Below are 21,245 nucleotides of genomic sequence, written 5' to 3' on the forward strand. Positions count from 1 at the left end.
ACGGGGCTTCATGCCCCTGCGGGTGTCAAACTACGGTAGGCTTGAACGTTAGTGAAAGCAAGCGCCTTGAGACGCATGTTTGAGACACTTGGCTTATAGCCACAGTGCAAACCACCCCTTTGAGGGGTGGTTATGATTTTAAGATGCCAACTGCTTTAGAAAAGCATTACGATGATCTTTGAGGCAAGAACGATTGATACAAGGGCAAGAGGGTATGTTGCAGCGTATGCTGCAGAAACTTCATCTGTTCCAGCTGTAGCGATAAGTGTACCGAGAGCTGGAGTAGAAGTCATACCACCTGTGATTGAACCAAGGTTGTTGAAGATTGAAAGCTTGAATACATAGCGAGCAAATACATATCCGACAATCATTGGAACCGTTGTCATGATTGCACCATAGATGAAGTATGAAAGCTTGACGTTTGAAACGAAGTTTACTCCACCTGGAACACCAGCACCGATAAGGAAGAGAACGAGACCAAGCTCGCGCATGAAGTTGAGTGTCTGCTTTGAAAGACGGCAGTCAAGGCATCCGATTTTTCCGAAGTGGCCGATGATGAGACCGCCGATCAAAGTTCCGCCTGAATTACCGAGAGAGAAGTAAGAACCTCCACCGATAGGAATCTTGATTGCACCGATGAGACATCCGATTGCAACTGCAAGGAAGAATGGGAAGAAACCGAATTCTTCGATCTTGAAAAGCTTTCCCTTTGGTTCCGGGATTGTAACTGAACCTGCTGCAACGAAGGATTCTCTTTCCTTTGCAATGTCGATCTTGAGGATTTTTGGAACGATCTGAACGAAAAGAACTACACCGAGAACACCGTAAAGGTATGCGATTCCGTATCCTGCCGAGATTTCATCCTGTGCGGCACCTTCAACGGCTTCCTTTGCTGCGGAGAAACCAGGTGTAGATGTAAGGCCACCAGTAAGAAGACCTGCTGCCATGTTGGCGCTGAGGTTGTCGTCAAGCTTTACGCAGATGATTGCTGTAAGAGCACCGAGTCCGATGACTACGATTCCCATTACAAGATATGCGATTGAGCTTCTGTTGAAAGTTCTGAAGAATTTAGGACCTGCAATGAGACCAACGGCAGTAACGAAGAGTGCTGTTCCGATATTTGAAACGATGGAGAAGTTTGCCTTGATCTTGTCACTCCAAAGAACAATCTGCTTTTCCCCGATGTTGAAATTTGGGAAGTACTGGATGAGAACTCCATAGCAGAGGGCGATGAGAAGAACTCCTGCAGTTCCGAGAGAAATGCCTTTAACGCTGATTGCGCCTACAAGGTATCCGATTGCACCGATTAAAAATACGATGAAAATGATTGACAGAGCTGACGAGCAGACAGCTGACAAATAAGTAATCATAATAGATTCCTCGAAATTATATTAAAGTTTAGTTATTTTATAACTTTGTACCATATAGGGCAATTAGTTTTAAGCATAAATTTTAAGAATCTAGCTTATATTTATTAGAGACTACATTTAGGATTCATTGAAATCAAAATGTCCATCAGTTGTGCAAGTTCTGAAGATTTAATTTCATTGATGTGGTAGAATGGGAGCATGACGAAAGCGGAACTTAGAAAAGAAATGAAATCTATACTTGCGGATCTTGATCCTGTCGGAAAATCCTTTGAAAGCATGTCAAAGTGCATGGCAGTCATACAGTCGGAAATATTCAGCAAGGTTAAATGCGTTTTCGGTTTCATGCCGATGAAGGATGAAGTTGATGTTCTGCCAATTCTTCGTACGGCATTGCAGCAGGATAAAAAAGTCCTCATCCCAAAGATCATAGACGGGACCAACGAGATGGAATTCTATTTTCTGACCGATGAGCCAAACCGCCAGACTGAATCCAACAGATGGGGAATCGCTGAACCTAAGGCGGGACTAGAAAGACTGGTCATGGAAGAATTTTTGACAAAGGTGAAGGGGAATGAAATCCTTGTGCTTGTACCAGGTCTTGCCTTTGGTAAGGACAACAGCCGTCTTGGTCGAGGAAAAGGTTTCTATGACAGATTTCTTTCTGAACTGAAAAAAAAGACCGCAGCCCAGGGCAATGTAAAACCATGGATCTGCGGAATCTGCTATGGCGCACAGATTGTTGAATCTGTCCCTACGGAAGAAAATGACGTCAAGATGGACGTTGTGCTGTAATTCCGTATTTCTTAAAGGCTATTTTAAGGTAAATAGGCTCAAGAATCAAAGTGACGATGTAGGAAACTATGTAACTTGAAAGCCATGACTTTGGGAGGGCTGCAAGGATACTCGGACGAGGCACTGAAAGAGGAACGTTGTTGATATCCATGTTGTGTCTTGCGAGTATGATCATCAATGACGTGTTCACCGTTGTTATGATGAATACGTAGAAAATGTTTGTGATGATGTTTGCGACTAGAAATTTGGCTGGCATTTTCATGTTTCCTGTCAGCTTGTCCTTGACTGGTTTTACAGGAAGTAAAAATCCTATAAAAAGAGCCAGAATGCACGAAATCACCATGCTGACCATAAGCATTGGAATTGCAAAATGACCTGAGGCAAGGTTGCCATGGACAGAAAGTATGATGCTTACTGTGATTCCCATGGCTATGTTCATAAAAAAGCCCACTTTTTTCATCTGGAGGGCTTGAGGATTTGTCTGCATAGATTTATCTTCCATACAGACAATTATAATTCACTAAAAGCAGTTTTCAAGCACATCGGCATCAGGATTTTTTTTCTGAATGAATCCTGTTGCAAAGTAGATTGTTCCGCCTGCAATAAGTCCCCATACGACGGCATTGATTCCCGCTATGTGGACAAAATAGTGGCATAGGATGTAGACAGCTACTGCTCCTAATGATGAACCTAGGGCAGCTTCTTTTGTTCCCTTTTTCCAGAAAAGTCCGCCGACAAGGGGCCAGAAGAATGAACATTCAAGACCACCGAACGCAAAGAGATTCAGGAAGAAGATGATCTTTGAGGCGTGCAATGTAAAGAAAACTACGATAGCTCCCGTAATAAAGACTATGAGGGCCGAGGAAAGCTTGAAGTGCTTTTCATATGCAGCTAGTTTTTTTTCATCGTTTTTTACGATGTAGGTTTTGTAGAGATCCTTGAGTATTGCTACAGCCGCAAGAAGAAGCAGGGAGTCAACCGTTGACATGACCGCAGCCATAGGGGCTGCAAGAAAAATTCCAGCCAGTCCTACAGGCATGATGTTCTGGACTACAAATGGAATGAAATAATCTGAAGTCTTGACCATGCTTTTGTCCGCGATAGCTCCAGCCCAGCATCCAGCAAGGTGCATTCCGACAAGAATGAAGGAACATGTTATTGTTCCGATGACCATTGCCTTTTTAAGGGACTTTGTGCTGCTGAATCCAAGGGCGCGTACCGCTGTCTGTGGAAGTCCTAGGGTTCCAAATCCAACAAGGATCCAGAAGGAAATCAATGTCCCTGGCTTGTATTTTGCCCACATGTCGTCATATACGCCTGGAAGGTTTTTCTGGAGTCCCACATCGATTCCGTCCAGTCCTCCTCCCGCCTTGAGTACAAAGAGAACCAGAAGGAATGTGCCGACCATCATGACGATACCCTGGATGGCATCAGTGAGTGCAACTGCAGTAAATCCTCCAAAGGAAGTATAGACGATTACCGTCAGCGCAAATATGATCAAAGCCCATTTAAAGGGAATTCCAGTGATTGATTCAATCAAAGTTGCGCCTCCCTTGAACTGTGAGATCATCTGGGCGATGATGAATGCCACCATAAGAAGGCTTGTTGCGATTACCAGTGCGTCGCTCTTGTAGCGTGCCTTGAGGTATCCTGCGACAGAAACTGCGCCAGTACGACGACCTACGATGGCCATCTTGTTTCCGAGTACTCCAAGGATCAGGAAAACAACAGGAACCTGTACTGCGGCAATCCAAACCTGGGCATATCCAAAGGTCATTCCAGCTGCTCCTGGTCCTGAAACAAAAGAACTTACGGAAGTGTAGGTTGCGATGGTTGTCATTGCAAGAACAAATCCACCAAGTCCGCGTGAACCTATGAAATACTTCTTTTCCTTTGAAAGGGAAGATGCTTTTTCTGTTTTTCTGCCATAGACGATACCCGCCACTGCATTGAAAAAAAGATATGCAAGGGTAATGGTGAGAATGATGATTTGATTGTGTGTCATTTTTTATTCTACCTCTTCCTCATCGTATTCAAAGTCCTTGAATACTTTTTTTGCAAGGATGATTACAGAAACAATACTCAAGACTACTGTTCCGAATACTGAAACTGAAAACCATGCAGGCATGCCCAGAAAATAAAGCCCTTTTCCGTTAAGGATGAACGCTGTACCGATGTGCCACAGACAACATAGGGCAGCGGCAATCAAAGTTGCTCTGATTTCCTTGATGCACTGCGCGTGCTTTTCTTCTTTTGAGAACTTCTCCATTTTAGTTACTCCAAAAAATGAATTTTCAATAAACCTGAATAAAACTCCTATGGTATAAAGTGATAAAACTCTTTGGCATTCCAATGGAGCAGTTTCTAGGAACACCAGTTTGCTGATAAAAACTCTAAAAAAAATAAAAAATGACGGTGCTATATTAGCATAAATTGACATTAATTACTATAATGTCGATATGGCACAACCACTTCTTTTCAGCCTTATTGACAAGGCATGCTTTGACTATGAAATGATCAAACCTGGAGACAGAATCCTTCTTGGGGCTAGCGGTGGAAAGGATTCCACGGCACTTATAGAGTACTTTGCTCAGCGGTCAAAAAGGCGTAATGCTGATTTTGAATTCAAGTGCATTCACATTCATTCGGAAATAACACCTCCATTGAACGATGGCCTTTCATCCATGTTCAAAGAATGGGGAGTGGATGTTGAAAGCATCTTCATCGATGTGCTGAACCGAGTAAAGCCTGGACATAAGATGAACTGCTGGTGGTGCAGTACCCAGCGGAGAAATGAACTTTTAAGATATGCCATGGAAAATGGCTACAACAAGATTGCTCTGGGGCATCATCTTGATGACATCCTTGAAACCATGCTCATGAACATGCTGGACAAGGGTGAATTTGCCACCATGCCTCCTGTCATGAAATACAACAATTATCCATGCCAGATAATCAGGCCTCTTTGCTATAGTGATGAGCAGACCATCATCGAGCACGGAACTGAAAGAGGATACATTGTAAGCACCTGTACCTGTACATACCAGGACAACAGCCGCAGAAAGGATGCAAGAAAAAGCCTTGAAGTCCTTACTGGCGGTGACAAGGTAAAGAAAAACAAGCTGTTTCAGTCGATGAAGAATATTCTGCCTGATTATCTCCCATAAAAAACTAAGGAATATCGATTTTTTTAATATTCTGTTATATCGAGGGGTTGGAAAGATTCAGATTTTTTTTACTAATGTGTTGTTAAATCTATTGTTATGAAAGGATTTTTGGGGTATTCTTGCAGAACAACATAAACGCTGACGTTGACAGCTGTTGGAAATTATCCCGAGTTAAGGATGAGGTATGAACCTCATTTCAGTAATGGAGAAAGTCGATGCTTGAGAATAAGGGCACCAATCAGTATTTCATTACCAGACAGGAATCCACAGAATCTAATGCCCGCAGCTATCCACGCAAATTTCCATTTGCATTGGCAAAAGCCAGTGGATCGTGGGTTGAGGACGTAGAAGGAAACAAGTATCTGGATTTTTTGTGCGGAGCAGGAACTCTTGCACTTGGTCACAATGACCCTGAAGTAAATCAGGCAATGGTGGAGCTTATTACGAGCGGCGCACCTCTTCACACCCTTGATTTAACCACACCTACTAAAGACGCATTTGTGCATACTCTTCTTTCAAACCTTCCGAAAGAACTTTCAGAAAATGCAAGAATTCAGTTTTGCTCTCCGAGTGGAACCGATGCTACAGACGCAGCCTTGAAATTGTGTAAGACAGCCACAGGTCGAACAAGCATTATTGCTTTCCAGGGTGGTTATCACGGAATGGGACATGGTGCAATGGCATGTACAGGAAACCTTGGGGCAAAGTCCAAGATTAACGGTCTTATGCCAGAAGTGCATTTCTTTCCAGCTCCTAATTCATACCGCTGCCCGTTTGGTCTAGGTGGGCAGGCAGGAATTGATGCCTGCTGCAATTTCTTTGAGCGTACATTGAAAGATCCAGAAAGCGGAATCCCAAGACCTGCTGCCGTAATCATTGAACCTATTCAGGGTGAAGGCGGTGTAATTCCTATGCCTGAGAAATTTATGCAGACAATCAGAAGGGTGACAAAGGAACTTGGTATTCCTATGATTGTCGATGAAATCCAGTGTGGCATGGGACGCAGCGGAAAACTTTTTGCTTTTGAATATTCAGACATAATTCCTGATGTAGTCCTTATCTCAAAGGCCATCGGAGGAACTCAGCCTTTGGCGGTTGTTGTCTACAACAAGGAACTTGATAAATGGCAGCCAGGAGCACACGCAGGAACCTTCCGCGGAAACCAGCTTGCCATGAAGGCAGGAACCGTTGTTCTCAACAGGGTTTCTAAGCAGGAATTCCTTTCTGAGGTAACTCGCAAGGGTGACATGTTCCGTAGTCGCATCAATGCGATAAAGGATAAGGTCAGCATCATTGGCGATGTAAGAGGCCGTGGACTTATGTGCGGAATTGAATTCGTTGATCCTAATGGAGAAAAGGATTCAACTGGTGCATATCCTTTTAGCGGAGATATTGCAGCAAAGGTTCAGCACATGTGCTTTGAAAACAAGCTTGTGATGGAAAAGGGTGGAAGATTCGGAAGTGTAATGAGATGCCTTTGTGCCCTGAACATTTCTGATGAAGACCTTAACCACGGACTTGATATCTTCGAGAAGGTTGTTCTTGAAGTAAACGCTGAAGTTACAGGAAAATAAGATCAATTCATTTACGTCATTGTGAATTTTTTTGCAGTGACGTAATTTTTTTAAATAAGTGGTTATGTCCGTTCAAAGTGGTGTTTTACGAGAATGCTAAAAACAAACCTCACGCAATGGCGGCGACATAATTTTTGGGCAACTCCCAATATAATCAGGACATGCATATGGACAATATTTTTCTTACAGACACACTGTCGGACAAAGAACTTTACTTATCAATGATCGGCAAAACAACTGATGCGATCCTTGATGCATTCAACAGCAGCAAGGCTTATACAGGTCCAGAACCAGAAGAGCTAAAAAAAATCATACACATGGATTCCATTCTTCCAGAAAAGGGAATTGGTTTTGATGCCATGTTCGATCTGGTCAAAGAAAAAATTCTCCCCAATATGCTTCGTCCTTCAAGCACTGACTATATGCCCCATTTGCATTCTCCAGCGCTGATTGAAAGTCTTAGTGCTGAGCAGATTATCAGTGCATACAACCAGAGCATGGACAGTTGGGATCAAGCTCCTGCAGCTACGGAAATAGAAGTTGAAGTAACAAAGCATCTTTGTAAGCTGTATGGCTATGATGACAATGCTGACGGTGTGTTCACAAGCGGTGGAAGCCAATCTAATCAGACGGCGATCATTCTTGCACGGGATTGGTTCTGCAATGAAATCCTTAAGCATGATGTAAAAAAATACGGACTTCCAGAAAACTACAGAAAACTCAGGATGTATACAAGTGAGATAAGTCATTTCAGTATGGAAAAGTCTGCTCACATTCTTGGACTAGGCTATGAAAGCGTTGTAAAGTTACCTGTAGATTCCAGAAAAAAAATTGACATGGATGCTTTCCGAAAGCTTTTGGAAAAAGATATTGCAGATGGAAACATTCCTTTCCTTGCTGTTGCAACTGTTGGAACTACTGACTTTGGTTCCATCGATCCGATTGCCGAAATGAAGGAAATCTGTGAAAAGAACAATATGTGGCTTCATGCAGATGCCGCTTACGGTAGTGGGGTGATTCTCAGTAAGGAATATTCGTGCCGTGTTGCAGATCTTATGCTCTGTGATTCAATTACTGTTGATTTCCATAAGATGTTCCTTCTGAATATCAGTGCAAGTGCAGTTCTTATAAAAGATGGTAAAGATTTTGACGCCCTTACCATCCATGCCGATTATCTTAACCGTGAAGAAGATGAAGAGGATGGATATACAAATCTTGTCGGTAAATCCCTTCAGACGACCAGACGCTTTGATGCCCTTAAGGTATGGACAAGTTTCCTTATGCGTGGAAGGAATGGATGGGATGAAATCATTTCAACAAGCATGAAAAATGCTCAGTATTTTCATTCCGTGCTTGTAAAGGATTGCGGTTTTGCAGTAGTGACAGAACCTGAAATTTCATCTGTTGTCTTCCGTACTGTTGGTAAAGATCTTACAGGAGAAGAGAATGATGAAGTCAATAAAAAGATCCGTAGGATCCTTCTTCATAAGCATGGAATAGTAGTTGGACAGACGATAAGTGATGAAAGGGTATGCCTTAAATTTACATTGTTGAATCCAATGGTGACAAGCGAAAAGCTGGATGGGCTTGTTTCTCTCATCAAGAAAATAGCTGAAGAAATCAGAAGGGCTGGCTAGACCACGTAGTCATACCAGTCGTCGTCTCCAACTTGGGACTCATTGACTGGATTCTGGACGCAGACTCCAGCATCCTTAGCTGAGTTCTGAATTCCTGTTATAAGGGGATGCCATGGAGGAAGTGGTTTTCCCTCATTTAAAAGTCTGTAGGCACAGGTTTGTGGAAGCCATTTGAAATCCTTTATTTTAGTACGTTCAAGCTTTAAGCATTCTGGCTGTTTTTCAAAACGGTGTTCATAGTCCATACAGCGGCATGTTTCACAGTTCAGCATGTCGCAGGCAATTCTGGTGTTCAATATCTTCTTCCACCAAAGCCATCCATCGACAATTTTTCGGAAGCAACATAAACCGCATCCATCACAGACAGCTTCCCATTCGTCTTGTGAAAAATCTTTAAGTGCTTTAGTTTCCCAGAAATTGTTCATGATGCATCCTATGCCATGAAAAGCTTTGTCATGTATGTAACGTATGCTGCAAGCATTGCGATTCCTCCCCAGCGTCTGATTGCATGTCCTGGAAGATAGCAGAGGAGTGCAAGTAAAAGTGCTGCTCCAAGGGCAAACAAGGAATCTGTCATGAAGCCGTCAAAGGAAATTGGAATGAAGCATGCGGTAACTCCAGCAACGCATAGGATGTTGAAGATGTTGCTTCCGATTATGTTTCCGATGGCAATGTCTGTTTTTCCTTTCCTTGCAGCTGCAATTGAAGTCATGAGTTCAGGAAGGGAAGTACCAAAGGCAATCATCGTAAGGCCTATGATTCTGTCGGATACGCCAAAAGTTTTGGCAATGGCGGTTGCGGATTTTACGACAAAGTCGCTTCCATAGATTATGCAGGCAAGTCCTACTACAAGGAGGATTGCCATGAACCACCATGCATATTTTATTTTACTGAGGTTAAGTTTTAATCCTGTAAGATTTTCAGCAGGTTCATCATCATCATCTTCTTCTGCAAAAAGATTGGTCTTTGTTCTGATTGAAATAACAAGGAGAATGATTATGTATGCAACAAGAAGAGATACCATTACATAGCCATCAACATTTGAAAATGAGTTTCCAAAGTATCCAAGGACAATGAAAAGAATCGTGGCTCCAAGCATGTACGGAATGTCCAGTACTAGGGAATTTTTCTGGCATGGAATTTTGCAGATGAGGGCTGTTATGCCAAGAATAAGGACGATGTTCATGATGTTGCTTCCAACAACATTCCCTATTGTAATTCCTGCAGAATGCATTTTAAGTGCTGATGTAAGGGAGACTGAAAGTTCTGGTGCTGATGTTCCAAATGCAACAAGTGTAAGTCCGATTACAAGTTCAGGAACTCCAATCTTCTGTGCAATTCCCGCAGCCGAGTCTACAAACCAGTCTGCACCTTTTACAAGCATAATAAACCCAACGATAAGTAAAATGAGGTTCAACAAAAATTCCATGGCATTCTCCTCTTGATTTCAATATACAAAAAATAGATTTATTTTACAATGAAGATGCTTTCAAATTTGAATGTAAGGTTGTGGTGCTGGAACGCTTTGAAGTTAATGTGGAATATGAATGGAGTATTTTAATTCAATATCAAATTTGACAAAATGTGTCTTTTTGATTACATTTGATGGCAGAGGTGTGTATAATGGCTACATTAAGTGTCAGATTGGATGATAAAACTCACAATGCATTCCTGGAATTCTGTGATACTGTTGGACTTTCTGCCTCGACGGCTTTCAATCTATTTGCAAAAGCAGTTGTCAGGGAACAGAAAATTCCTTTTGAAATCAAAGTTGATTCATTTTACAGTAATGAAAATGTATCCCATATACTTGATGCAGATAAAAGGATAGACGAAGGGAAGTACATCATAACGGACATGAATTTAAACGTTGCTTCCCCAGAGGTTGAAAATTGAAGATCCTTTGGGATGAAGAAGCTTGGCGGGATTTAAATTCATATCTGCTCAATGGTGATAAAAAATCATATAAAAAAATTATTTCATTGATTGAAGACATTGATAAAAACGGGGTTGATAAGGGAATCGGCAAACCTGAAGCGTTGAAATACAATCTGAGCGGAATGTATAGTAGAGAAATCAATGAAAAAGATCGTCTTGTTTATAAAATTGATGAAAACGGGAATCTAAGGATCCTGCAATGCAAAACTCATTACGATAAAATGTAAGAATAATTATATATTTAAGTTATCCATTGATATAATTCTAGAGTCACCCTATAATCTTCAACTTTGATTCCGTCCTTTTCAAGGCGGCGTTTCTGTTCCTCTATTCCAAGTCCAAAGTTTTGTGCAAGTTTTCCCTGGGCGTTTACCACCTTGTAGCAAGGGTAGTAGTCGGGCAGTGGATTTGCATGAAGGATGTTGCCTACGGCACGGCACATTTTTTTGTTTCCAAGATGCTCTGCAATCTGTCCGTAGGTTACAACTTTTCCTTCTGGAATTGTCCGCAGATAGTCGTAAACTTTTTTGGCGGTTGGAGTTATTTCGTTGTTTTTCATTTTTTTTTTACTGTCCGTTGAATAGTTTGTAAAAATATCCGCCTTCTTCAAATGTGTGTTTGCCGTGGTTGCCTTTGTATGGCCACATGTCGGTTCCAAAATAAATTGAAGAAACGCATGGGTCCTGATATTTTGTTCCCGGATAAAAATCGATGAATCTGATCCTCACGTTTTTTACGGACGCTGGCAGATCAATGCTTGTAAAATCGATCCTGTCATTTATTGTGAATTTTCCAAGGCTCTTTAAACTGTCAAGATCTATGACTTCTATTGTCTTTGGCCGTGCATTCTGTTTCCACAAGTGCCTGCGTGAAAAATCAACAAAGCCCGGCAATATGTGGATGGAGCTTCTTTCATACTGCAGTTCAAAATCAATGTAAGGCTCCTTGTCTTTGGAAATATCCGGAACCCAGGGACAACCTAAAGGAAGAAAGAAATACCCAGTTTCTTTTTCTGATCCAAGGGTCAGTACATTTGTGACTGAATAAGTTGTCTCTCCAGATTTTGTTTTTTCCGACAGTTCAGAAGACGCCGTGATTTTTTTGACTCCTCCATAGATATTCTTGAACAATTCAAGAGTTGATTCTTTTGGTTTGCTGTTTTTTACAAATGGCATATGAAAAATTATTCCATTCAGATCTAAGAAATACAAAGTCTTTTCTTCGCCGTTTCCATAATACGGATTTTTTTTCAGCTTGAGAGAAGTGTAGCTGTGTTCGTCAGTCAGTTTTGCCGGCCGATCATCCTTCCATATTTTTCCTTCATAGCCGATGATATAGACGTTTTTTTCATAAAAATACAAACCTGTTTCAATATCCAGATTTAGTGAAAAGTTTTCCTTGTTGTAATCAAAACAAAATGCGCTGATCGCAAAAGAAAGCAGCAGGCCGAAAACTGCAGTTTTTTTCATCATATATTTCCTCCATTTTTTTTACTGTCTATAGATTTGTCTTCATCTTCAATCTTTTTATTTCATCATTTCTTCAATTTCTTTTTCAAAGTCGCTCATTTTATAAAGGTATGTTTTTTTGATTCCAGAATGATTTGTGTAGGAATAAATAAAACATGTTCCGTAGACAGGATGTTCAAAGAAAGTTCCATATTCCCATAAATCACCTTCAGGATGACCGTTGATATGATGCTCATCGATCAGTATCAGGGGGCTGATATTTGCTGGATATTTTTTGTCAAAATTAATGAATGCATATTTGAAAAAAGTTCTGCACTGATCTTCTGGGTCTTTGTATCCAGTGATGATACCAAGAGCCCAGTGGCGGTCGTCAGATACAGGTGTAAATGGGAATTTCAATTTTTTTTCTGATGGTACCAGATGGTCAAAAGGGATGATTTTAAAATTCCTGTTTCCTTCATCCCATGTCATTAGGACATTTTCCTGCTGCTTTCGATTGTCGATTTTTTTCTTGATGTTTGATATAAGAAATCTTTCTTCCCTGTTGATGTAGACTTCGTATGGAGAATAAGAGAACAGCTCTGTCAATTTTCTGGTGAAATCATCAGACTTTCTTTCCTTGGAGTCTATGTTGTAGTAAAAATATTCGCATGAGTAATCTTTATAGTCTACTTCGCATGCAAGAAAATCTCTCCCATAAGGTTCCATCTGTATAAGCAGGTCTTCCCTCTGAAGATCACCAAAGTCATCATCATCTACATCTTTTTTTTTCTGGTCATAAGAAACATACATATGTCTTTCATTAAAATCACTGTTATCTGTAAAATAATAGAAATGCATATATAGATCTTTCTTTGATAGTTCAAAAGCTTTATTGAAAAATCCTTTCCAGGACAATACAGGAACAAAAGAATTCTTTTTCTTTGTCTTGTTGTTGTAGACGTGCATCATTAATTTAGACCATACACACACTGTCTCTGATTCAGGAAAAACCCAGAAATGGTTTGTAATATCACCGCGCTTTGGATACTGGCACAACGGAACAACCTTTGCTTTGTCATGGCCTTTTTTGTCCACCGAAAATTCCACAGTCGCAAAACGTCCTTTTCCGTCTATGGTCATAAGCTTGTTGTCTTTCCACGGTCTGCATTTCCAGAAAAGCTCAATGTCCAGTTCAACAGGTTTTACTTTTGTTGTAAAGTTTTCCAATCCAAAGGCTCCGGCCGAGTATATTAAAAATATTGCTCCAATGATTATGTTTTTCATATTTTTCATATGTCATTCAAATTGATGTCCAGTGCAGTCCTTTCAACCATGATAAAAGATTTTGATTTTTTTGTTAAGAATCCAATTGAATGCAAAAAAAAGCCCTCCTGAATCAACAGAAGGGCTATGAGAAAGAGCTTCGCTCTTTCCCGACGAGTTTCCCCCAGGAAACTCGCGGCATCCATTAGATTTTACTTTGATGCTCCAGGGAATTGAGAAAGAGCTTCGCTCTTTCTCGACGAGTTTCCTGACGGAAACTCGCGGCACCTATTGGATTTTACTTTGATGCACCTGGGAAAGGCTTCTTTTCAAACTCTTTGTTTCCGTGTGTGTAGCTTGGGAGAACCTTTGGAGATGTTACATCACCTGTGATTCCAGCTTGAGCTCTTTCCTTTTCGAATGCAGCAACGTGGTCAAGGTTCATCTTGCTTGTGTCAGAGAGGCTGATGTTCTTGAACATCTTTCCTGCTTCGATACCAGCTTCACGACCGAATACAACAACGTCGAGGAGTGAGTTACCCATCAAGCGGTTTGTTCCGTGAACACCACCAGATGCTTCACCTGCAACGAGGAGGTTTGCAACATTTGTGTGGCATGTCTTGTCGATTTCAACACCACCATTCTGGTAGTGGAGTGTTGGGTAAACAAGGATTGGTTCCTTGCGGATATCGATTCCGTACTTGATGAACATGTTGTACATAGCTGGAATTGACTTAAGGATTGTTCCTTCTCCGTGAATCATTTCGATCATTGGAGTGTCGAGCCATACAGCAGGCTGAACATCATTTTCTACACCGCGTCCGTTGCGTACTTCCTTGATGATACCAGAAGCGTTAACGTCACGTGTTTCAAGAGGGTGGATGTAAACTTCACCGTCCTTGTTGATGAGCTTTGCACCGAGGGAACGAACCTTTTCTGTAACAAGCTTACCGAGGATCTGTGTTGGGTATGCAGCACCTGTTGGGTGGTACTGAAGTGAATCCTGGTAAAGGAGCTTTGCACCTGCGCGGTATGCCATAACGAGACCGTCAGCTGTTGCACCGTAGTGGTTTGATGTTGGGAATCCCTGGTAGTGCATGCGTCCAGCTCCACCAGTTGCGATGATTACAACCTTTGCCTTTGCGATGCGAACTTCACCTGTTTCAACGTTTTCAAGAACTGCACCACAAACTTCACCCTTGTCGTTCTTGATGAGTTCAACTGCAGCTGTAAAGTCTACAACTGTAATCTGATCTGGGCGGTTGAAAACTTCGTCACGGAGTGTGCGCATGATTTCAGCACCTGAGTAGTCCTTACATGCGTGCATACGCTTGCGGCTTGTTCCGCCACCGTGTGTTGTAACCATTGTACCGTCAGCTTCCTTGTCGAATTCAACACCAAGGTCGTTGAGCCACTTGATTACAGATGGAGCCTTGTTTGTAAGTGTGTATACGAGTTCTGGCTTTCCGTCAAAGTGTCCGCCACCAAAACAGTCAAGGTAGTGCTGTGCTGGGCTGTCGTTAGGTTTACCAGCACCCTGGATACCCCCTTCTGCCATCATTGTGTTAGCATCACCAACACGGAGCTTTGTTGCAAGGAGAACCTTTGCACCTGCTTCAGATGCCATGATGGCAGCTGATGTACCAGCTCCACCACCACCGATTACGAGAACATCTGTTTCGTAGTCTACATGAGCAAGGTCAATGTGTTCTGGAGCGATGCGAGGCTTTGCCTGAAGCATTTCTGTAAGCTGGATAGGAGCCTTCTGTCCCTTGTTAGGACCAATCTTGAGTTCTGTGAATTCGCTTGCGATACGGTCTGGGTGATATTCCTTGAGGATCTGATCCTTTTCGTCTGCAGTGAGACGTGCATGTTCAAATTTAAGGTTTTCTTCACGCTTTTCAGCAACGATTTTTGCTGCTTCGTCTAAGTAATTTCCGTACATGTAATGTCTCCTTATTTCTCTATGTCGCGGTTGTTATAGAGTTCCTTCATCTTGTCGATGGAGTTGTTCATCATTTCCTGGATTGCTGCCTCGCACTTTCCTTCGTCGATTTCAGCAACACGGTCGATGAGGTGCTGAGTCTGTGGCTGGAGGTACTTACCGTTGATACGGCGTGCAAGTTCTGCAACCTGTGGGTGGCTGATTCCTGCTGGACAGCGTGAAGAACAGCATCCGCACATTACGCAGTCGAATGAAAGGTCTGCTGCCTTTGCAAAGTCTCCGCGCTGAGCGTAAGCGATGTACTGCATTGTGTTGAGGCTCTGTGGACATGCACGAGTACAAGCGTTACAACCAACACATGAGTAGATCTCTGGGTAGAGCTGCATCATGATTGACTGTTCAGGCTTTACTGTGTTGATGTCGTAAACCTGCTTTACGAGAGGGAAGAATGGGAGGGTTGCAATGTACATGTCATTCTCAACCTTCTTTGAACATGCGAGACATGTCTGAAGCTGGTTTGTTCCCTTGATGCGGTAGATTGTTGCACAGGCACCACAGAAACCGTTGCGGCAACCGCAACCGCGCTTAAGCTGGTAACCTGCGTATTCCATAGCGTTCATGATTGTAAGTTCTGCAGGAACGCTGTATTTCTTGCCAAAAATATAGATTGTGGCCATTTCCTTTTCTGCCATATTTTTCTCCTATAGCTTTAGAGCGCCAGGACGGCGCGTCATCTGTTTAGCTAATGATGCCCGCGAGTTTTTCATTTGAAAAACTCGCAGAACGAAATCGCCACGGATGGCGATTTCGTGACTTAATATTCTGGTGGTAATTCACCCAACTGATCAAAGCTGAATACCGGACCGTCTTTGCAGACGAACTTGTCACCGATGTTACAGCGACCGCATTTTCCGATACCGCACTTCATTCTCATTTCCATTGTTGTGAAGATCTGTTCGTCCTTGAATCCAAGGTCCTTGAGGATCTTCAAAGACATGTGGATGAGGATTGGAGGTCCACACATGATTACTGTCATGCCTGCATCAGGCTTGAGTTCAGTAATGAATGGAGGAACGAATCCTACGTGTCCATCCCAGCCTTCTTCTGCACGGTCGATTGTGATGTCGATAGAGCAGTTTGGCTGCTTCATCCATGAGTTCTGCATTTCATCAAGGCGAACAAGGTCAGCCTTTGAACGAGCACCATAGATAACCTGGATCTTTCCGTAGTTTGCGCGGTTGTCCATCATGTAGTTAACTACAGAGTGAACTGGAGCAATACCGATACCACCGGCGATAACGAGGATGTCCTTTCCTTTGAGGGCACCTTCTACTGGGAATCCGTTTCCAACAGGTCCGCGAAGACAAATCTGCTGGCCAACTTCTGCGTTGTGAAGCCATTCAGTTACACAACCACAGCGTTTGATTGAGAATTCCATTGCATCCTGCATTGTTGGAGAAGAAGTGATAGAAATCATTGATTCGCCAACTCCTGGAACGATGAGCATTGCACACTGTCCAGGGATGTGTTCAAAGAGTTTCTTTCCGTCGAGACCAACTACGCGGAATGTCTTTACATCAGGAGTTTCCTGCTTAATGTCAATAATTTTTCCTACGTAAGGAATAAATGATTCATTGTTTTCCATCTTTTTCTCCTTACTAGATATCATCAGATTCAGAAATTGCTTTAAGAACCTTGACTGCGTTCATGTTTACCGGGCAACTTTCAAGACAGCGTCCGCAACCAACACAGGCAAACATTCCTTCGTGTGCCATTGGGTAGTAAACAAGCTTGTGCATGAATCTCTGGCGAGAGCGTTCCTTCTGTGTGTGACGAGGGTTTTCTGCAGCCATCTGTGTAAAGTCGTTGAACATGCATGAATCCCAACAGCGGATCTGACGGATGCCGTTGTTTGTCTTGAAGTCACGAACATCGAAACACATACATGTTGGACACACATATGTACAAGTTCCACAGCCAACACAAGGTTCTGAAACCTTTGCCCAAACCTTAGAGTTGAAAATCTTCATCATCTGTTCAGGTTTTACGTCTCCAACCTTTGAAAGGTCAAGGTGAGCAAATGGAAGCTTTTCAATCTTTGCAGCAATGTCCTTCTTTGCACTTTCCACTGCAGAATCAGCAGCATCTGCAAGAACAGACTTTGCATTTTCTACGAAAGCCTTTCCCTTTTCTGTGTTTGCCTGGAAGAAGTACTTGTCATCGGCAAGCCAGCAGCTTACGTCTCCGGCTGGAGAGGCAAGGGAAGCGTCAATCTTGTATGAAGAACAGAAGCAGTTCTTTGCAGGTTCGTTACATGCAAGAACGATTACTGTTCCGTGGTCGCGGCGGTTCTTATAGTATGAATCAACAGGATTCATGTTGAGGTAAACACCGTCGATGCATTCAAAGCCTTTTGCGTCACAAGCCCTTACACCGAAGACTACGAAGTCCTCAAGGTCTTTTCTTGGATCTTCAACCTTAACTTCCTGACCGTTCATCTGGTAAGAAACCATGTGTTCTGTCTTTGGGAAGAAGAAGTCCTTTGCAGAACGAACAGTCTTGAGTGCTGAAGAAAGCTTTGTGCCTTTTCCCCATTTCTGGAAGTCGGCAGTTCCTGCTTTGTTGTCTACAGGCAGATACAAAGGCTGCTTTGAACCGATGAGTTCAAATAATGAATCAATCTTATCTTTAGAAATAGAAAGCATTATTCTGCACCTCCGTTATTAGATCTGTCGTAAACGATTGTTGTCTCAGGGTCATTTTCTTCAAAGCGGAGCATTGCAGGCTTAGATTCCATGTCTGCACCAGCCTGGTATGGACCGTAGATTTCATTGATATCTTTTGCCATCTTTCCGTTCAAGAGGTGAAGCGGAATGTTCTGAGGACAAACTCTTGAACATTCTCCACAACCTGTACAGCGGCCTGTTACGTGCCATGCGCGGATGATGTGGAAGAGGTTTTCTTCGAAACTTGTTTCTGCAACTTTCTGTGTTGTGTAGAGGGCATTGTTGTCGAATACACACTTTTCACATGTACATGCAGGACAAACATTACGACATGCATTACAACGGATACAGCGTGACATTTCACCGCGCCAGAATTCGAATCTTTCATCGTCTGTCATGGCTTCAAGCTTTGCAACCATTTCCATTGTCTTGTTTTCACCCTGGTAAACCTGTCCAGGTTCTGCACCGATGAGTTCGTCACAAGAAACGTGTGTCTTTCCGGCACATGGCCCGCAAGCGTTTCCACCGTCAAGAGTATCCTGACATGGAACACCGATTGCGTAAACGTCATCACGAGTAATGCGGTTTTCTTTAAGAAGCTGAGTAAATGAATAAGTATCATTTGGCTTGAGGAATACAAGAACAACTTCAGATGGGATAGGTGCATCCTGTGCATTTGGATCCCTCTGCTTTGCCATTGTATTGTTCATGCGGGTTGTGCTTTTCTTTACTTCAATTTCACGAGTAATCTTTACGAGATACTTTGAAAGGTTTGCCTTGCAATACTTGTTGAAGACAAATCCCTTGTCCAGTTCTTCTGCTGAAGAAAATACTGCTGGAGTGATGTCGTCTTCAAAGAGACCCTTTGACCATCCGACAACCTTCTGAACTTTTCCTTCAGCAAGCAATTCCTTAGCGCGAGCGATTAGTTTTTCTTGCATCTCAAGTCCTCCAGTTTCTTGTTTTCACCGAGTGCCGTAATCTTTGCAACGAAGTCGTTCATGAGACCTGCAAAGCGTACACCTTCAGCAGCGGAACACCATTCTACGCGAGTTCTTTCCTTTTCAATTCCCAGGAAGTTGAGCATTGAGAAGAGGAGTGTCATACGACGGCGTGCAAAATAGTTTCCTGTTGAATAGTGACAGTCACCTGGGTGGCAGCCACACAAAATAACACCGTCAGCACCACGCTGGAATGCACGGAGGATGAACAATGGGTTCAAGCGGCATGAGCATGGGATGCGGATGATCTTTACGTTTGCAGGGTAGTCAAGGCGGTTGTTTCCAGCCAGGTCAGCACCTGCGTAAGAACACCAGTTGCAGCAGAAAGCTACGATTTTTGGTGTCCAGTTCTTGTTTGTTTCACTCATAGTACTGCATCTACCTCTGCCAAGATCTGGCTGTTAGAGAATCCGTGCAAGTCCATAGCACCTGAAGGACAGGCAACTGTACATGCACCACAACCCTGACACATTGCTGTGTTAACCTGAGAAACGTGTCTTGTAATTGTCGTTCTGTTTGGTCCGCGGAAATCCTTATCAACATAAGAAATTGCACCGTAAGGACAAACGTTGACACACTGTCCACATCCGTTACAAAGATTTTCGTTTGGATGTGCAGTACAAGGGTTTGTCTTGAGGCTGTCTTTAACGAGGAGACAGATTGCTTTTGCAGCGGCACCCGAAGACTGTGCTACAGTTTCAGGAATATCTTTTGGTCCCTGGCAGCAGCCAGCGAGGAAGATACCTGCTGTAGGAGATTCTACTGGGCGGAGCTTTGCGTGTGCTTCAAGGAAGAAGTCGTTGTTGTCCATTGAAGTTGTAAGCATTGTTGCAAGTGGACGAGCTGATTTGTCAGCTTCGATAGATGCAGCAAGAACAACCATGTCAGCCTTGATATGAACCTGCTTGTTCAAGATAAGGTCTGAACCCTGGACGTCAAGAGTTCCGTCTGAAAGCGGTGTAACTTTTCCTACCTGGCCCTTGATGTAGTGAACGCCATACTGTTCAACTGCACGGCGGTAGAATTCATCAAAGAGCTTACCTGGAGTACGAACGTCGATGTAGAATACCCAAACGTTTGTGTCAGGATAGTGGTCGCGTGTAAGGATTGCGTGCTTAGCTGTGTACATACAGCAGATCTTTGAACAGTATTCATGACCCTTTGATGCATCGGCTGCACAGCGTGATCCAACACACTGAACGAATACGATGTTCTTTGGTTCCTTTCCGTCTGATGGACGCTTAAGGTGACCGCTTGTAGGACCAGAAGCATTGCAGAGGCGTTCGAATTCAAGTGATGAAACAACGTCTGGGCTCTGGCTGTATGCGTATTCGTCAAACTTTGTAAGTTCAATTGGATTGTAACCAGTTGCTACGATGATTGTACCGTACTTTTCTGTGATTACTTCATCCTGCATGTTGAAGTCGATTGCTCCAACTCCACATGCCTTCTGGCAGAATCCACAAGCTTCCTTGCCGTTCTTTGCTGCCTTCTGGTGCAAACAGTAATTTGCATCGATTGTAGCTACCTTTGGAACAGCCTGTGCGAATGGAATGTAGATTGCCTTCTTGTTGTCAAGATTAAGGTTAAAGTCGTTTGGAACCTTCTTGTTTGGACAGGCTTCGATACATGCACCACAACCTGTGCACTTTGTCTCGTCAACATAGCGTGCATGGCGCTTGATGTCGATGGTGAAGTTTCCGATGTATCCCTTTACGCCAACAACTTCCGAGTAAGAAAGAATTCTGATGTTAGGATTCTGACTTACTTCTGTCATTTTTGGAGTAACGATACAAGAAGCACAGTCAAGAGTAGGGAATGTCTTGTCGAGCATTGCCATCTTTCCGCCGACTGTAACTTTCTTTTCAACGATGTCTACAGGGAAACCTGCATCTGCAATGTCGAGGGCTGCTGTAATACCTGCAATACCGCCACCAATAACAAGAGCTCTCTTTGTAACAGGAGTTTCACCTTCTGTAAGAGGAGTGTTGAGGACAGTCTTTGCAACTGCAGCCTTAGCAAGTGCGATTGCCTTTTCTGTATTTTCTTCAATATTTTTGCCGACCCATGAAGTCTGTTCACGGATGTTTGCAATTTCAACTTTGAACTGATTGAGGCCTGCGCGTGCTGCACAAGAGCGGAATGTCTTTTCGTGCATGCGTGGAGAACAAGAACAGAGTACAACACCTGTAAGCTTGTCTTCTTTAATGTGGTCTTCAATCATTTTCTGACCGGCAGAAGAACACATGTATGTGTAGTTGGTTGAGAAAACAACCTCTGGCATCTTGCCAACTTCTTCTGCGACTTTTGCTACGTCAACTGTACCTGCAATGTTGGTACCACAGTGACATACAAAAACACCAATTCTTTCCATATTTCTA

At 42.9% G+C, this 21,245-nt stretch carries 22 protein-coding genes; 6 read left to right on the forward strand and 16 right to left on the reverse strand.

The genetic code is table 11. From position 1 onward, the window contains the following. Nucleotides 1-155 precede the first annotated feature (155 nt). Nucleotides 156-1,370 (reverse strand): aspartate-alanine antiporter-like transporter, encoded by a 1,215-nt coding sequence (locus tag ACKI39_RS03800; protein WP_407397825.1) that lies wholly within the window; start codon nt 1,368-1,370, stop codon nt 156-158. 198 nt (nt 1,371-1,568) lie between these two features. On the opposite strand from ACKI39_RS03800, the gene ACKI39_RS03805 reads away from it, so the two are divergent. Next, nucleotides 1,569-2,162, forward strand: coding sequence for a 5-formyltetrahydrofolate cyclo-ligase (locus tag ACKI39_RS03805; RefSeq protein WP_407397827.1), 594 nt, complete (start codon nt 1,569-1,571; stop codon nt 2,160-2,162). On the opposite strand, the gene ACKI39_RS03810 is transcribed toward ACKI39_RS03805, so the two are convergent. Genes ACKI39_RS03810 through ACKI39_RS03820 form a run of 3 tightly spaced genes read right to left on the reverse strand, consistent with a single transcriptional unit; the run spans nt 2,140 to nt 4,431 of the window. Beyond that, nucleotides 2,140-2,664, reverse strand: coding sequence for a hypothetical protein (locus ACKI39_RS03810; protein WP_407397829.1), 525 nt, complete (start codon nt 2,662-2,664; stop codon nt 2,140-2,142). The genes ACKI39_RS03805 and ACKI39_RS03810 overlap by 23 nt on opposite strands. Before the next feature lie 18 nt (nt 2,665-2,682). Next, complete coding sequence (panF, locus tag ACKI39_RS03815; RefSeq protein WP_407397831.1) at nt 2,683-4,167, reverse strand: sodium/pantothenate symporter; 1,485 nt, start codon at nt 4,165-4,167, stop codon at nt 2,683-2,685. Nucleotides 4,168-4,170: 3 nt separating this feature from the next. Then, complete coding sequence (locus ACKI39_RS03820; RefSeq protein ID WP_407397833.1) at nt 4,171-4,431, reverse strand: YhdT family protein; 261 nt, start codon at nt 4,429-4,431, stop codon at nt 4,171-4,173. Between the two features lie 190 nt (nt 4,432-4,621). On the opposite strand from ACKI39_RS03820, the gene ACKI39_RS03825 reads away from it, so the two are divergent. From ACKI39_RS03825 to ACKI39_RS03835, 3 genes are all read left to right on the forward strand, one after another. Continuing rightward, nucleotides 4,622-5,329, forward strand: coding sequence for a tRNA 2-thiocytidine biosynthesis TtcA family protein (locus tag ACKI39_RS03825; RefSeq protein ID WP_407397835.1), 708 nt, complete (start codon nt 4,622-4,624; stop codon nt 5,327-5,329). A gap of 215 nt (nt 5,330-5,544) precedes the next feature. After that, a complete protein-coding gene (locus tag ACKI39_RS03830; RefSeq protein ID WP_407397837.1) occupies nt 5,545-6,903 on the forward strand; it encodes a diaminobutyrate--2-oxoglutarate transaminase family protein in 1,359 nt (452 codons plus the stop codon). 167 nt (nt 6,904-7,070) lie between these two features. After that, on the forward strand, nt 7,071-8,540 hold the full coding sequence (locus tag ACKI39_RS03835; protein WP_407397839.1) for a pyridoxal phosphate-dependent decarboxylase family protein: 1,470 nt from the start codon (nt 7,071-7,073) through the stop codon (nt 8,538-8,540). On the opposite strand, the gene ACKI39_RS03840 is transcribed toward ACKI39_RS03835, so the two are convergent. Together ACKI39_RS03840 and ACKI39_RS03845 are read right to left on the reverse strand one after the other, a co-directional pair. Then, nucleotides 8,537-8,965, reverse strand: a complete 429-nt coding sequence (locus ACKI39_RS03840; protein ID WP_407397841.1) for a CxxCxxCC domain-containing protein — start codon at nt 8,963-8,965, stop codon at nt 8,537-8,539. The genes ACKI39_RS03835 and ACKI39_RS03840 overlap by 4 nt on opposite strands. Nucleotides 8,966-8,973: 8 nt before the next feature. Further along, nucleotides 8,974-9,969, reverse strand: coding sequence for a calcium/sodium antiporter (locus ACKI39_RS03845; RefSeq protein WP_407397842.1), 996 nt, complete (start codon nt 9,967-9,969; stop codon nt 8,974-8,976). A 194-nt stretch (nt 9,970-10,163) separates the two neighbouring features. Between ACKI39_RS03845 and ACKI39_RS03850 the strand changes: the two genes are divergently transcribed. Both ACKI39_RS03850 and ACKI39_RS03855 read left to right on the forward strand, forming a co-directional pair. Continuing rightward, entirely contained in the window at nt 10,164-10,436 is a 273-nt protein-coding gene (locus ACKI39_RS03850; RefSeq protein ID WP_407397844.1) for a type II toxin-antitoxin system RelB/DinJ family antitoxin, read from the forward strand. Further along, the gene (locus tag ACKI39_RS03855) at nt 10,433-10,705 is read left to right on the forward strand and encodes a Txe/YoeB family addiction module toxin (RefSeq protein WP_407397846.1); all 273 of its coding nucleotides are present in this window, start codon (nt 10,433-10,435) and stop codon (nt 10,703-10,705) included. The genes ACKI39_RS03850 and ACKI39_RS03855 overlap by 4 nt, the downstream gene beginning before the upstream one ends. Before the next feature lie 14 nt (nt 10,706-10,719). Here ACKI39_RS03855 and ACKI39_RS03860 read toward each other — a convergent pair whose 3' ends face one another. The 10 genes from ACKI39_RS03860 to ACKI39_RS03905 all read right to left on the reverse strand — a co-directional run bounded on the left by ACKI39_RS03860 (nt 10,720) and on the right by ACKI39_RS03905 (nt 21,238). Then, nucleotides 10,720-11,037: an MGMT family protein gene (locus ACKI39_RS03860; protein ID WP_407397848.1), complete on the reverse strand. Its 318-nt coding sequence runs from the start codon at nt 11,035-11,037 to the stop codon at nt 10,720-10,722. 7 nt (nt 11,038-11,044) lie between these two features. Next, nucleotides 11,045-11,950 carry an NADase-type glycan-binding domain-containing protein gene (locus ACKI39_RS03865; protein ID WP_407397850.1) on the reverse strand — a complete coding sequence of 302 codons (906 nt, stop codon included), beginning with the start codon at nt 11,948-11,950 and terminating at the stop codon, nt 11,045-11,047. A 54-nt stretch (nt 11,951-12,004) separates the two neighbouring features. Next, nucleotides 12,005-13,156: a hypothetical protein gene (locus ACKI39_RS03870; protein WP_407397852.1), complete on the reverse strand. Its 1,152-nt coding sequence runs from the start codon at nt 13,154-13,156 to the stop codon at nt 12,005-12,007. A gap of 334 nt (nt 13,157-13,490) precedes the next feature. After that, on the reverse strand, nt 13,491-15,137 hold the full coding sequence (locus ACKI39_RS03875) for an FAD-dependent oxidoreductase (protein WP_407397854.1): 1,647 nt from the start codon (nt 15,135-15,137) through the stop codon (nt 13,491-13,493). Nucleotides 15,138-15,148: 11 nt separating this feature from the next. After that, nucleotides 15,149-15,829, reverse strand: coding sequence for a 4Fe-4S dicluster domain-containing protein (locus ACKI39_RS03880; RefSeq protein ID WP_318691641.1), 681 nt, complete (start codon nt 15,827-15,829; stop codon nt 15,149-15,151). A gap of 122 nt (nt 15,830-15,951) precedes the next feature. Continuing rightward, entirely contained in the window at nt 15,952-16,782 is an 831-nt protein-coding gene (locus ACKI39_RS03885) for an FAD/NAD(P)-binding protein (protein ID WP_407397856.1), read from the reverse strand. Nucleotides 16,783-16,795: 13 nt separating this feature from the next. Continuing rightward, nucleotides 16,796-17,842 (reverse strand): 4Fe-4S dicluster domain-containing protein, encoded by a 1,047-nt coding sequence (locus ACKI39_RS03890; protein ID WP_407397858.1) that lies wholly within the window; start codon nt 17,840-17,842, stop codon nt 16,796-16,798. Further along, nucleotides 17,842-18,804, reverse strand: coding sequence for a 4Fe-4S dicluster domain-containing protein (locus ACKI39_RS03895; protein WP_407397860.1), 963 nt, complete (start codon nt 18,802-18,804; stop codon nt 17,842-17,844). Before ACKI39_RS03895 ends, ACKI39_RS03890 begins: the two co-directional genes overlap by 1 nt. Further along, nucleotides 18,789-19,232 carry a hydrogenase iron-sulfur subunit gene (locus ACKI39_RS03900; RefSeq protein WP_318691645.1) on the reverse strand — a complete coding sequence of 148 codons (444 nt, stop codon included), beginning with the start codon at nt 19,230-19,232 and terminating at the stop codon, nt 18,789-18,791. Before ACKI39_RS03900 ends, ACKI39_RS03895 begins: the two co-directional genes overlap by 16 nt. Then, the gene (locus tag ACKI39_RS03905) at nt 19,229-21,238 is read right to left on the reverse strand and encodes a CoB--CoM heterodisulfide reductase iron-sulfur subunit A family protein (protein ID WP_318691646.1); all 2,010 of its coding nucleotides are present in this window, start codon (nt 21,236-21,238) and stop codon (nt 19,229-19,231) included. Before ACKI39_RS03905 ends, ACKI39_RS03900 begins: the two co-directional genes overlap by 4 nt. Nucleotides 21,239-21,245 lie beyond the last annotated feature (7 nt).

It is taken from the genome of Treponema sp., assembly GCF_045641405.1.
GTDB lineage: Bacteria > Spirochaetota > Spirochaetia > Treponematales > Treponemataceae > Treponema_D.